Source organism: Xanthomonas floridensis, from assembly GCF_001642575.1.
GTDB classification, from domain to species: Bacteria; Pseudomonadota; Gammaproteobacteria; order Xanthomonadales; family Xanthomonadaceae; genus Xanthomonas; species Xanthomonas floridensis.
Genome location: NZ_LXNG01000045.1, coordinates 226,429 through 239,617, shown reverse-complemented (window position 1 = coordinate 239,617; position 13,189 = coordinate 226,429). Strand labels below are relative to the sequence as shown.

Here is a 13,189-nt window from a genome sequence, read left to right as displayed (position 1 = left end):
CCGATGCAGCCGGAGGTGCTTGCGTTCTTCCATGCCGACAGCAATACCTTCACCTACGTGGTGGCCGATACGGCGTCCGGCGCGGCGGCGGTGATCGACCCGGCACTGGACTATGCAGCAGACAGCGGCGCCATCGGCATGCACACCGCGCAGACGATCGTCGCTGCCATCCGGCAACGCGGATGGCAGCTGCAGTGGCTGCTGGAAACCCACGCGCATGCCGACCACCTGTCCGCCGCGCAGTGGCTCAAGCAGCACTGGCCGCAGGCGCGCGTCGCCATCGGCACCGGCATCACCCAGGTGCAGCAGACGCTCGCACTGCGCTACGCGTTGCCGCAGGACTTTCGCGCCGATGGCTCGCAGTTCGATCATCTGTTCGCCGATGACGAACGCTTCCTGCTCGGCGGCATCCAGGCGCGGGTCATCGCCGTACCCGGCCACACCAGCGACAGCGTTGCGTACCTGATCGGCGATGCGCTGTTCCCCGGCGACTCGCTGTTCATGCCCGACGCGGGCACTGCCCGCTGCGACTTCCCTGGCGGCGATGCGCGGCAGCTATATGCCTCGATCCAGCGCCTGTACGCACTGCCGGATTCCACCCGTGTATTCGTCTGCCACGACTACGGCCCGGCCGGCCGGCCGGTGGCGTACCAGACCACTATCGGCGAACAGCGGCGTAGCAATATCCACGTGCGCGATGGCGTGGACATCGAGGCGTTCGTGGCGCAGCGGCAGGCACGCGACGCTACCCTGCCGGAGCCCAGGCTGATCGGCCCGGCGCTGCAGGCCAACCTGCAGGCGGGGCGTTGCGGGGATGGAATTCCGTAAGCCCCGCTGGCGGTCGCCACGCCGGTCACGGCGCAGCCGTTATGATCGGTGCCCGCCACCTGTTTGGAACGTCCCATGCGCATGATCGGTTTCTGGCAGCGCGCCCTGTGCGTGCTGATGCTTGCCCTGCCCATGCTGGCCTGCGCGCAGACCGCGCCGGTGACCGTGTTCGCGGCCGCCAGCCTGAAGGAGTCGATGGACGACGCCGCTGCCGCGTACGAAAAGGCCACCGGAACGCCGGTGCGCGTGTCGTATGCCGCAAGCTCGGCGCTGGCGCGTCAGATCGAGCAAGGCGCTCCGGCGGACGTGTTCTTTTCGGCCGATCTGGAATGGATGGACTATCTGCAGCAGCGCAACCTGGTGGAGCCGGCACATCGCCAGCAGCTGCTGGGCAACACCCTGGTGCTGATCGCGCCAGCGGGCAGCAAGGTGCAGGTGGATCCGCGTGCGCCGGGCAGCATCGCCAAGGCCCTGGGCCAGAGCGGCCGCCTGGCGGTTGGCCAGACCACTAGCGTGCCGGCCGGCAAATACGCTGCGTCAGCGCTGCGCAAGCTTGGCCAGTGGGACAGCGTGCAGGCACGCCTGGCCGAGTCGGAGAGCGTACGCGCAGCGCTGATGCTGGTGTCGCGTGGCGAGGCGCCGCTGGGCATCGTGTATGGCTCGGATGCACGCGCCGACGCCAAGGTGCGTGTCGTGGCCACCTTCCCCGCCGACAGTCATGCGCCCATCGTCTATCCGGTCGCTGCCTTGAAGAACAGCCGCAACCCGGCCGCCACCGCCTTCGTCACCTGGCTGCGCAGCGCGCCGGCCAAGGCGATCTTCACCCGTCGTGGCTTCTCGCTGCAGGATTGAGGCGCAGCGCTTGTCGATGTTCACCCCGCAGGAGCTGATCGCCATCGGCCTGAGCCTGAAGGTTGCACTGGTGGCGGCAGTGGCCAGCCTGCCGCCGGGCATCGCCTGCGGCTGGTTATTGGCGCGCCGGCGCTTCCCGGGCAAGGCACTGCTGGATGCGGTGGTGCATCTGCCGCTGGTGATGCCGCCGGTGGTGACCGGCTATGCGCTGCTGGTGACCCTGGGGACGCAGGGGGTGATCGGCAGCTGGCTACTGGAGCACCTCGGCGTGCAGTTTGCGTTTCGCTGGACCGGTGCGGCATTGGCCTGTGCGGTGATGGGATTTCCGCTGATGGTGCGTGCGATCCGGCTGTCGATCGAAGCCACCGACCGCCGTCTGGAAGCGGCTGCGGCCACGCTTGGTGCCGGACCGTGGCGGGTGTTCTTCAGCATCACCCTGCCCCTGGCCTGGCCTGGCCTGGTGGCCGGCGTGGTGCTGGCATTCGCCAAGGCACTGGGCGAGTTCGGCGCCACCATCACCTTCGTGTCGAATATCCCGGGCGAAACCCAGACCTTGTCGTCGGCCATTTACGGCCTGATGCAGGTGCCGGGAATGGAATCGGGCGTGTGGCGACTGGCGGCGGTGTCCCTGGCGATCTCGCTGGTGGCATTGCTGCTCTCCGAATGGCTGGTGCGCCGGCAGCATCCGCGCGAGGACGGCTGATGCTGGATCTGGACCTGCATCTACGCCGTGGCAACTTCCAGCGACACATCTGCATCCAGGACGCAGCACGCGTCGTGGCATTGGTGGGGCCGTCCGGCGCAGGCAAGACCACGGTGCTCAATGCCATCGCCGGCCTGGTCCAGCCGGATGCAGGCCATATCCGCATCGATGGCCGCTGCCTGTACGACCACCAACAGCGTGTGGACCTGCCCACGCACAAGCGCCGGATCGGCTACGTTTTCCAGGATGCGCGGCTGTTCCCGCATCTGGATGTGCGGCACAACCTGCGCTATGGCCGGCATGCGCGCGGTGCGGCGACATTCGGCTTCGACGATGTCGTGGCCTTGCTCGGCATCGCACCGCTCTTGCAGCGCCGGCCACGCAATTTATCTGGCGGCGAGGCGCAGCGCGTGGCGATCGGCCGCGCGCTGCTGTCGCAGCCGGCAATCCTGTTGTTCGATGAGCCACTGTCGGCGCTGGATCAGGCGCGCCGCGAAGAATTGATCCCGTACCTGCAGCGCGTGCGCGATGAAATCCGTCTGCCGATGCTGTACGTCAGCCATAACCCGGATGAAGTACAGCGCATAGCCGATAGCGTGCATGTGTTGAGCTGATGGGATCACCGGCGTCAGCGGCCGCACAGCTGGCGTTTGCGGATCGGTCGACGCGAAGCGGATCAGTCATTCCACTTTCCCCATGGATGCCGTCGCGTTCTGCGTCTGGTTGATGGCGCGCGCTGCATGCTCGTTGCGTTACCCAGGCACACCACCTCGGTGGACGCACCATGCCCGGCACGGCGCGCGATCCCGCCCCTGGCCAGGCACCGAGCCAGGTACGATGATGCTGGCCTTCGCACGCCTCACTCAGCGCGCCACCTGACCAGAGCGCACACTCGCCTTGCCTTGCCGCACCTCGAAGGTGAAGGCAAACGGCAAGGTCACCGGCACGGGCTCCACATGCGCGGCGCCCGTGCAGTCGTCCAGGTCTGCCGGCGGTGTTGCGCCAGGCGCGTAGGTACACATCGCTGCCGGCACGAACTGCCATTGCATGACCGCGGCGCGCACGGCCTGCAGCAGATCGGCATGCTCGGGCAGCAGCACGGCGCCGCACTCATCGCGATCGGACAAGGGGTCTACGCGCTGCACCGCGCCATCGGCCGTGAGGATCACCTGCACGCAAACCGTGGTCGGCGCCAGGGTCTGCCGCGGCGACTCCGGCGGTAGCGCGGGTGTATCGCTGCGCACGGCGCGTGGCATGCGAAAGCGTTGTGTGGACGACAGCGTATAGGCCTGTATCGCAGCCGCGCCACCAGCACCCGACTGCAGCGGCAACATGCGTTGATCGACCGAATCCTCGCGTTGACTGCGCTCCTGCTCCATCACTGGCCGGCTCGCGCAACCGCTCAGGAGTAGCACCAGGACACCGCCTGCATAGACCAGCACGCGCCGCATCACCGCGTCTCCTGCGCAGTGCACCCCGGCAACGAACAGCCGGTCCTGTGCTCAAGCTGCGCAGGGTCATGCGGACCGTCGGTAGCCAGGGCAATGCCGGAAGCGTCTTCCGGCGGATCCGGTTCGAAGCGCACCGGTACGCGTATCGTCGAGGTCACCGCTCTGCCATCGACAGAGGCAGGCCTGAAGCGCCAGCCGCGCGCGGCCTCAAGTACGGACTGGTCGAACACCCCGGCCGGCTGGCTATGCACAATGGCGATGCGTTCGGGTATCCCACTCGGGCTCACCTGGATCTGCAGCTCGACCAGGCCGGCAAGACGCGCAGCGACTGCCGCAGCCGGATACCTGGGCGGCTGCATCGTGCTGAAATCCACCGGGTCGCCGGCAACCGGCATGGCGTGCAGACGCGCCGGCTGGATCACCCAGCAGGCGAGGCTGGCGATGGCTGCCAGCAGCATGACTGCACGCGCGTTCCTGCGCGCGCGCTGCATGGCGATTGCAGGCATCCGCAACGCGGTGAGCCGCTGGGTCAGGGGATGCGTCGCTGCCCAATGGCAGGCCAGTGGCGTCCAGGCACTGCCAAGCTGGCATTTGAGCATGGCCGTGGCATAGCTGCGGCGCTTGCCGGGATGGAGTGCCATCACCGCGGCATCGCAGGCCAGTTCCTGATCCAGGCGAAACGCGCGCCATCCCATGTACAGCAGCGGATTGAACCAACCGAGGCACAGCAGCGCGATCGCCAGGGCATTGGCCCATAGATCGCCGCGATGCAGATGCTGCTGCTCGTGCGCCAGGACCAACGCGCGCTCATCGGCGCTATAGCGGGTGGTGAAGTCCGGCGGCAGGACGATGCGTGGACGTCGAACGCCCAACGACGCCGGCAGACCCACATCATGCGTTGCGACCCACAGCGTGTTGCCCAGTGCACGCAGCGGCCCGAGGCTGCGCACGAAACGCCATTGGCTGCGCCACACCCGAAGGGCCATCAGCACTACGCCAGCCGACCACGCAACGCCCAGTGCTTCGCGCCAGTTGCTGCGACTGCTGACGCTGCCCGGTGCAAACGGCAGTGTCACCAGTGCCGATCCGGGCAGCGGCACCGTACCGACGGGTGGGCCAGGCAGCAGTGCAGCCAGCAACGCAAGCGGCACGCTGGCCCAGATCGCATAGGCAGCCGAGGGGCCTAACCAAGCACGCAAGCGTCCCCGCAGCAGCAGGCAGGCCAGTACCGCGGCGCTGGTGTAGAGCGTGGTCCGTAGCACCATGGCATCAGCGCTCATCATCCAACTCCTTGAGCAGGCGCTTCAGGTCGGCCACATCCGATGCACTCAGTTGCCCCCGCTCACTGAAGTGCGCTACCAGCGGTGCAACCCGGCCGCCGAACAGGCGTTGCAGCAGGCCCTCGCTCTGTTGCTGCACCCACTGGTCGCGCTGCAGCACCGGCGTGTACAGGTATTTGCGCCCATCCTTCCGGGCGGCGATCGCACCTTTGGTGAGCAGGCGATTGAGCAGGGTCTTGATGGTGGGCTCGGCCCAGTCGGTCTGCGACAGCGCTGCCACCACCTCCTCGGCCGTGCGCGGCGCGCCATCCCAGAGTACCTGCATCACCACGGCTTCGGCGTCGCTGATCGGCATCCGATTACACCTGTAATTTTTATCGATTACGCCCGTAACCGGAACTGCTGTCAAGTGCATCCTCGATGGGCCTCTCACACAGTGGCCGGCCGCGAGTAGATCCACACCTGCAACCGTCGCGATTTCAGCGGCTCCTGCCGCGTATCGAAGGCGGTGGAGCGCGCGACCATATGGCGCGGGGTCAAGACTGGGAAAGCGATCGGGCGTCTGCATTCCGGTCGGCAACGCGTTGCGCGGCGCGGCCTTGCGAGAGTCGGCTACCCTGCACGGATGACCGACCACCTCACCGACCTGGACTCCGCTCTGGAGTGGATCCTGCACCACATCGACGGCCCCCTGCGCGTTGGCGCGCCGCTAGGCATCGGCAAGCCGCACCGGCTGTTGAACGCGTTGTACGCAATGCTCAAGGACAGCCCGTCGCGGCCGCTGGCGCTATACACCGCGCTCTCGCTCAATCCACCCGGGCCGGGCACCGGACTTCAGGCACGCTTTGCGGCGCCGTTCATCGCGCGCCACTTCGGTGAGGATTTCCCGCGACTTGCGTATGTCGATGCGATGCTGCGCGACGCCCTGCCTGCGCATATCCAGGTGGAAGAGTTCTATATGCAATCCGGCGGCCTGTTGCAGTCGACGCAGGCGCAGGCCGACTACACCAGTTTGAATTACACGCACGCAGCGGCGGCGGTAGCGCAGCGGGCGCCGAACCTGATCGTGCAGAAGGTCGCACGCGAACCTGGCGGTACCCGGCTGTCGTTGTCGTGCAACAACGACATCACCCAGGACACCCTGGACGCGGTGCAGTCGCTGGGGCTGCCACGCCCGTTGCTGGTGGCCGAGGTCGACCCGCAATTGCCCTGGATCGGCGGCACCGCTGCGGTGGACGCGGCGTTCTTCGATCTGGTCATCGACCTGCCCGGCCCCTCGCCGCGCCTGTTCGGCTTGCCGCGGCAGCCGGTGAGCAGCGTCGATTACGCCATCGGGCTGTACGCAAGCACCCTGGTGCGCGATGGCGGAACCTTGCAGATCGGCATCGGCACGCTGGCCGACGCCCTCAGCCATGCGCTGGTCCTGCGCCACACCGACAATGCCACCTATCGCCGCGTGCTGCAGGCACTGGACCCCGAACTTGCAACCCATCCGGCCGTGCAGGCCAGCGGCGGGCTGGAGCCGTTCGCGATCGGTCTGTATGGCTGCAGCGAGATGCTCAACGAAGGTTTCAAGCAACTGGTGGACAGTGGCGTGATCCGCCGCAAGGTGCACGACGACCTGCCACTGATGCAACGCATCGCCGATGGCAGTGCCGATGCCGATGACCAGGCACGCCTGGCACGCGAAGGCCAATTCCTGCATGGCGCGTTCTATCTCGGCTCGCCGGACTTCTACCACTGGTTGCGCACACTCGACGAACAGACCCGCGATGCCATCGGCATGCGCCGCATCAGCGAGATCAACCAGCTCTATGGTGGCAACGAAGCGCTGGAACGCCTGCAACGGCACGATGCGCGTTTCTTCAACTCCTGCATGATGGCCACCGCGCTGGGGGCGGCGGTGTCCGATGGTCTGGAGGATGGGCGCGTGGTGTCCGGTGTGGGTGGCCAGTACAACTTCGTGGCGATGGCGCATGCGCTGCCGCAGGCACGCAGCGCGCTGATGCTGCGCGCCACCCGCGATGCCGGCGCGCGAGCGGCCAGCAATGTGCGCTGGAACTATGGCCACACCACCATTGCGCGCCACCTGCGCGATCTCTACATCACCGAATACGGCATCGCCGACCTGCGGCACAAGACCGATCAGCAATGCGTCCTGGAGATGGCCGGCATCTGCGATGCCCGCTTTCAAGACACGTTGCTGGCGCAGGCGACGCGGTCGCGCAAGCTACGCACTCCACCGCAACTGGCTGCACGCGCGCAACGCAATACGCCAGAAATACTGGAGCAGGCGCTGGCCCCGTTTCGCCGCGACGGCAGCCTGCCCGACTACCCGCTGGGCAGCGACTTCACCACGATCGAGCAGCAGCTGTTGCGCGCCTTGACCTGGCTAAAGGCTGCAACGGCCAGTGCGACCGGCAAGGCCGTAACCGTGGCGCGCGCCGTGCTTGCACGCGGCACGTTGCAGGCTGACGAAGCAGCGTGCCTGCAGCGCATGGCGCTGGATGCGCCGCGCAGTCTTGGCGAGCGCGTGCAGGCGCGGCTGCTTGTACATGCCGTGCGCCAAACCACTTCAGATCGGTAGCAGCTGACTCACCGACGCGGAGCGTTCGATAGCGACCAGGCCGGCGGGCTGACGCAGCACGGACATCCAGCAGAAAGATATGCGTCAAACTGGGCCAGGATGATGGCGATCACATTGTGTCCGGATCGCTCTGAATGCCTGGTTTTTCCGCTGTTTCTGCATCCATCTCCCGCACCGACAGCAAAGCGAATGATGCGCGCGAAAAGCGAAGGACTGCAGCTGCCGGCATCACCTTCGCGGTTGCGATGCTGGGCAGCCTTGTGGCGAGCGCAGCGCCCCACCTCACCGATCTGCAATACATCGGCAGCCACAACAGCTACCACGCCGGATTCGCACCCAGCGAGGCAGCGCTGCTGAAGCAACTCGATCCGGCGTTGTTTGCCGCCCTCGACTACCGCCATCCGGCATTGACCAGGCAACTGGACGATGGCGTGCGACAACTGGAGCTGGACGTGTTTGCCGATGCACAGGGTGGGCGCTATGCGCATCCTGCCATCGTTGCGCAGATTGCCAAGGCCGGTCTTGCAGCCGCGCCGGCAAGCGCGCCGGAGGGGGTGATGGACAAACCCGGATTCAAGGTCATGCATGTGCAGGACATCGACCAGCGTAGCAACTGCCAGCCGCTGGTGGCCTGCCTGCAGGAAGTGCGCGCATGGTCCCGGCAGCACCCTGGCCATGTGCCCGTCTTCATCCTGCTGGAGACCAAGCAGGCACCGATACCGGCGGCGTTTCCGACCGTGCAGCCCGAGCCGTTCGACGCCAAGGCGATGGACGGCCTGGATGCCGAGCTGCGCTCGGTGTTCCAGCCCGGCGAGTACATCAGCCCCGATCAGGTGCGTGGCGGCGCGCGCACGCTCAATGCAGCGGTGCTGGCGCATGGCTGGCCACCCCTGCAGGCCGCACGCGGCAAGGTGATTTTCCTGCTGGATCAACGCATCGCCGGTGCCAGCTATCTTCCCGGCCATCCGGCATTGCGCGGCCGGATGTGTTTCACCAATGCAGTGCCCGGCGCCGACGATGCCGCGTTCATCGAGCGCAATGACGGTCCTGCCGAAGAGATCACGCAGCTGGTCAAGGCCGGCTACCTGGTGCGTACGCGCGCCGATGCCGACCTCAGGCAAGCGCAAACCAACGACACCACGCGGCGCGACCGCATGTTGGCCAGCGGCGCACAGCTGATCAGCACCGACTTTCCCGTCAACGCACCGGCCAGCTCCGGCTATGTGGTGCGCTTTGCCGGCGGTGCGGTGGCGCGCTGCAATCCGCAGCGGCCGCAGACACTGTGCAAGGGCCTCGACCTGACCCACTGAACGACGGCGCCGCGCACCGCGCCGCGGCTGCCCACACGCAAATCACGTCCTGTCGCAATGGATGGCGTCGGCCAGACCTGGCTGTGTCCGCGTGCCGGGCCGGGCCTTTCCCCTCCCCACCTTAAGTGAGTCCTTCCAATGCCGCATCTTCGTCCTTTTCATCGCCTGACCTGCGCCATCGCCCTGGCGCTGTCGGCACCGGCGTTTGCAGAAAATCCGGACCTGCGCACAGCCACCACCACCCTGGATTCGGTCAACGTGCAGGCTACGCATACCGCCGCGCCGGGTTCGCTCGACGAGCAACGCGCCTCCAGCAGCGTCAACAGCGTGTTGAACAAGCAGCAGATCGATGCGATTCCATCCGGCGGCATTGCCGATGTGGTGGCGCACATGCCGGGGCTGTCGGCGTACAGCGACATGCATCTGGGCCAGGCCACCACCGGCGAGAACGCCTACGTCAGCATCCGCGGCATGGATGCAAGCTACAACGCCTACACGCTCAACGGCTTCGGCATGCCGGAGACCGATTCTTCCACCCGCGCCATTTCGTTGAACATGCTCGCGCCCTTCGGCATCCAGTCGGTGCAGGTGTCCAAATCGCCAACGCCGGACATGCCCGGCGACTCCATCGGCGGTGCCATCGACATGCGGACACCCAACGCGTTCGACTTCGCGCAGGACGTGTATGCCAAGACCACCGCACGCGGCCAGCTCAACGACCTGGCCACGCATCTGGACGGCAAGGACAGCGGCGGCACCCTTCAGCAGGAACTGGCCTGGAAGTTCGGCGACGGCCATGCGTTCGGCATTTACGCCTCTGCCTATTACGGCAAGAACAACACCATGGCCCAGGCACCGGCGCCCAACAGCAAGTACCTGCCGGCCGACCCCGCGCTTGCCAACGCCACCGACCTGCGCACCGTGGGGCCGTTGATCAGCACCCGCTACAAGTACAGCCTCTACACCAGCCAGATCGAACGCTATGGCGGCAACCTGTCGCTGGACTGGCAGGGCGACACCAGCGCGCTGTACGCACGCGCGATCTATGGCAGCTACGGCGTCACCGGGCAGCAGGACCAGTCCAGCGCACGCCTGGAAACCTTCCGTAACCAGCCCACTGCCGTGCGCGGCGGCTACTTCAATACGCACGACATCGACGAGACCCTGGCGACGTTGCAACTGGGCGGACACACCACGCTGGACCGGCTACGTTTCGACTACGGCAGCGCGTTCGGCCGCGGCACCCGCAGCCGGCCGGACTATGTGTCGGCCAGCCTGTATGGCTTCACGCCCGGCAGTTTCGCCTTCGATCTCAGCGACCCTACCTACCCGAGCATCGGACCAAGTTCCCAGGCATTGAAGGACTTCTTCTACAACCTGGATTCGTCGTTGCTGTGGAAGGTGCAGGGCCACGATGCCGGCAGTCACGACAACCGCGTCAACCTGCACACCGATATCACCTACCGCGTGGACGGGGATGTGCTGGACAGCGTCAAGGTCGGCCTGTCGGCCGATCACTCCGGGCGTGACGCATACGACCATCCGTTCTTCCACAAGGACGGCAACTTGGTCACCAATGGGCCGTATTTCGGCGGCCCCAACTATGCGTTCCCCACCGCCGGTGGCCCACCGCTGAGCGCGATTCCTGGCCGCCTCACCTACAACGCCTTCGACGGCCACTACGCCGGTGCGTTCAAGCTGCTGGACCGCCGCTGGATGCGCGCACAGGCGGTGCCCTACAAGTACATCAACGATCCGAATGGCGCCGGCACCTATACCGCCAACGACTACAACGCCAACACCACCTCCAGCACCGAGGCGATCACCTCCGGCTATGCGATGGCCGCACTGCACTTCGGCGCGGTGAGCGTGCTGCCCGGCGTGCGCTATGAACTGACGCGGTATTCGGCCGACGCCTGGCAATCCAACGGCGATGGCGCCAGCGGGCGCTTCGTGGGCAATGGCAGCACCTATGGGCAGGTGCTGCCCGGCGTCAGCCTCAACTATCGCCCGGACGCGCTCACGGTGTACCGCGCGTCGTTGCGTCGCAGTTTCAGCCGCCCGGCGTTTGGCCTGATTTCCGGCCAGACCGTGTACACCATCGACGACACGCAACGGGTGGTGGGCATCTCCAGACCCAATCCGGACCTGCAGCCGAGCAAGGCCGACAATGCAGACCTGTCTGCCGAATTCTATGATCACCAGGGCGGCGTGCTGAGCGCCTCCACTTACTACAAGCGCATTACCGGCTTTGTGTATACCTCGCAGTCGGCCACCAGCAACGACAACACGCTCGGCGGCCTGGTACCAACCGGCACCACGTTCGAAAACGGCGTACCGGTGACCATGCCGCAAAATGGCGGCACCGCAAAGCTCTATGGCCTGGAGCTGGCAGCGAGCAAGCGCCTGCAGCAACTGCCGGGGCTGTGGAGCAATCTTGGCGTCACCGCCAATGTCACCCTGCAGCACAGCGAAGCGGACAGCAGGCGCGCAGATCAACCCGAAAAGACCTGGTTGCCGCGTGCTCCGGAGCGCCTCTACAACCTGGACCTGTTCTACGACGACACGCATCTGCGCACCGACCTGAGCTACAACTACACCGGCCTGCAGCTGCTGGGGCTCACTACCGACCGGCTCAATTACTACCTGCAGCCGGTGAAGTCGCTGGACTTCAACGCCACTTATCATCTGCCACACCATGTGGACGTGGGCGTGTCGGCGAAGAACCTGCTCAACGCAGCCACGTTCTACGAAACCCAAGGCAAGTCCAAACGCTACATGGCCTACGATCCCGGCGCCGACGGCGCCTATGTGCAGACCGGGCGGGTGTACATGCTGACGCTGGGCTACACCTACTGAGGGCAACGGTACGGCAATGCCGGAGCGGCGTTCCTGGTTGGTGCGGGAACGCTGTCGGCTGCATTGCTCATTGCTGCTGGCTGGGCGCAGGTGCATTCGCCATGAAGACGACGCCGGCACACCGCCCGGCCGACTCGCGCGTGGGAAGGCCTGCGCCGTGTGGCGTCCTGAGGTATGAAAAGTCGGGCCAGACGACTCGTGCTGAGCGGATACGTGGTCTTGCGCTGTCACGCAGTCAATGCGCGCAGGGTGTCTCCAGTCAGTCCGCGTGCAGCCATTTCACACGGAAAACGCAGGCGGCTGCGGCAAGGTGCGCCCATGCATCTTTTGGACCTGCCCATGCCACCACGCTCTTACGCTCGTGTCTGCTTGCTCGCCCTGGCGCTCGGCGCTTCATTGCCGGCGCTGGCGCAGGAGGCACCGCAAGCTGCGCCCGCCGCTGCCGCGACGCCTGCGGTGAAGGCCGTTCAAACCGGTCCGCGCTCGGACCTGCACGCGCAGGTACTGCTCGATCGTGCGCATTTTTCGCCCGGCCAGATCGATGGCGAGCGCGGCTCCAACCAGAAGCGTGCGGTCTCCGGGTTCCAGGCAGCGCACGACATCAAGGTCACCGGCGAACTGGATGACGCAACCTGGCAGGCATTGCAGGCCGACACCACACCGGCGCTGGTGCAATACACCTTGACCGATGCCGATGTTGCCGGCCCGTTCCAACCGATCCCCAAGGGCCTGGCCGAGCAGGCCAAGCTGTCCGCGCTGGGCTATGCGTCGGTCGATGAGGCATTGGGCGAGCGTTTCCACGCCGATCCTGCATTGCTGCGCCAACTCAATCCGGGCGTGGACCTGGGCAAGGCCGGCGGCGTGATCCAGGTGCCCAACATCGATGGCGTTGCGCCGCTGGCCAAACCGGCCAAGCTGGTGGTGGACAAGTCCGACTCGACGCTGCGGCTGTTTGACGCAAACGACAAGGTGTATGCGCAGTTCCCGGTGTCCTCCGGCAGCAAGCACGACCCGCTGCCGATCGGCCGCTGGAAGATCCTTGGCATCTCGCGTGATCCGGTGTTCAAGTACAACCCCAAATTGTTTTGGGATGCGAAGAAGGGCGAGCAGAAGGCCACGCTTCCGGCAGGTCCCAACAACCCGGTCGGCCGGGTGTGGATCGACCTGTCCAAACCGCATTACGGCTTGCACGGCACGCCCGAACCCGGCCATGTCGGCAAGACCGAATCACACGGCTGTGTGCGCCTGACCAACTGGGACGTGGTGAACCTGGCCAGCGTGGTTGGCCCATCGGTGCCGGTGGTGATGCAGGAGTAGCC

At 66.0% G+C, this 13,189-nt stretch carries 11 protein-coding genes; 8 read left to right on the top strand and 3 right to left on the bottom strand.

Features of this window, described 5'->3' with window-relative positions; translation table 11 throughout:
• Positions 1–3 precede the first annotated feature (3 nt).
• The 4 genes from A7D17_RS19085 (at position 4) to modC (ending at position 2,997) form a co-directional block, all read left to right on the top strand.
• Positions 4–828 carry an MBL fold metallo-hydrolase gene (locus A7D17_RS19085; RefSeq protein WP_064510565.1) on the top strand — a complete coding sequence of 275 codons (825 nt, stop codon included), beginning with the start codon at positions 4–6 and terminating at the stop codon, positions 826–828.
• A gap of 75 nt (positions 829–903) precedes the next feature.
• Complete coding sequence (gene modA / locus A7D17_RS19080) at positions 904–1,680, top strand: molybdate ABC transporter substrate-binding protein (protein ID WP_064510537.1); 777 nt, start codon at positions 904–906, stop codon at positions 1,678–1,680.
• A 16-nt stretch (positions 1,681–1,696) separates the two neighbouring features.
• Positions 1,697–2,383 carry a molybdate ABC transporter permease subunit gene (gene modB, locus A7D17_RS19075; RefSeq protein WP_193395369.1) on the top strand — a complete coding sequence of 229 codons (687 nt, stop codon included), beginning with the start codon at positions 1,697–1,699 and terminating at the stop codon, positions 2,381–2,383.
• Positions 2,383–2,997 carry a molybdenum ABC transporter ATP-binding protein gene (gene modC, locus A7D17_RS19070; protein ID WP_064510535.1) on the top strand — a complete coding sequence of 205 codons (615 nt, stop codon included), beginning with the start codon at positions 2,383–2,385 and terminating at the stop codon, positions 2,995–2,997. The genes modB and modC overlap by 1 nt, the downstream gene beginning before the upstream one ends.
• A 249-nt stretch (positions 2,998–3,246) precedes the next feature.
• Here the strand turns inward: modC and A7D17_RS19065 are convergent, their stop codons facing one another.
• From A7D17_RS19065 to A7D17_RS19055, 3 genes are read right to left on the bottom strand one after another with little or no spacing between them, the layout of a single operon-like run.
• Positions 3,247–3,834, bottom strand: coding sequence for a hypothetical protein (locus tag A7D17_RS19065; protein ID WP_064510534.1), 588 nt, complete (start codon positions 3,832–3,834; stop codon positions 3,247–3,249).
• Entirely contained in the window at positions 3,834–5,114 is a 1,281-nt protein-coding gene (locus tag A7D17_RS19060) for a TonB family protein (protein ID WP_064510533.1), read from the bottom strand. Before A7D17_RS19060 ends, A7D17_RS19065 begins: the two co-directional genes overlap by 1 nt.
• A complete protein-coding gene (locus A7D17_RS19055; protein WP_064510532.1) occupies positions 5,104–5,469 on the bottom strand; it encodes a BlaI/MecI/CopY family transcriptional regulator in 366 nt (121 codons plus the stop codon). The genes A7D17_RS19060 and A7D17_RS19055 overlap by 11 nt, the downstream gene beginning before the upstream one ends.
• Before the next feature lie 270 nt (positions 5,470–5,739).
• Between A7D17_RS19055 and A7D17_RS19050 the strand changes: the two genes are divergently transcribed.
• From A7D17_RS19050 to A7D17_RS19035, 4 genes are all read left to right on the top strand, one after another.
• A complete protein-coding gene (locus A7D17_RS19050; RefSeq protein WP_064510531.1) occupies positions 5,740–7,701 on the top strand; it encodes an acetyl-CoA hydrolase/transferase C-terminal domain-containing protein in 1,962 nt (653 codons plus the stop codon).
• A gap of 134 nt (positions 7,702–7,835) precedes the next feature.
• Positions 7,836–9,011 (top strand): phosphatidylinositol-specific phospholipase C1-like protein, encoded by a 1,176-nt coding sequence (locus A7D17_RS19045; protein ID WP_082862164.1) that lies wholly within the window; start codon positions 7,836–7,838, stop codon positions 9,009–9,011.
• A 138-nt stretch (positions 9,012–9,149) separates the two neighbouring features.
• A complete protein-coding gene (locus tag A7D17_RS19040) occupies positions 9,150–11,870 on the top strand; it encodes a TonB-dependent receptor (protein ID WP_064510529.1) in 2,721 nt (906 codons plus the stop codon).
• A gap of 339 nt (positions 11,871–12,209) precedes the next feature.
• On the top strand, positions 12,210–13,187 hold the full coding sequence (locus tag A7D17_RS19035) for a L,D-transpeptidase family protein (RefSeq protein WP_064510564.1): 978 nt from the start codon (positions 12,210–12,212) through the stop codon (positions 13,185–13,187).
• The last annotated feature ends 2 nt before the right edge of the window (positions 13,188–13,189 follow it).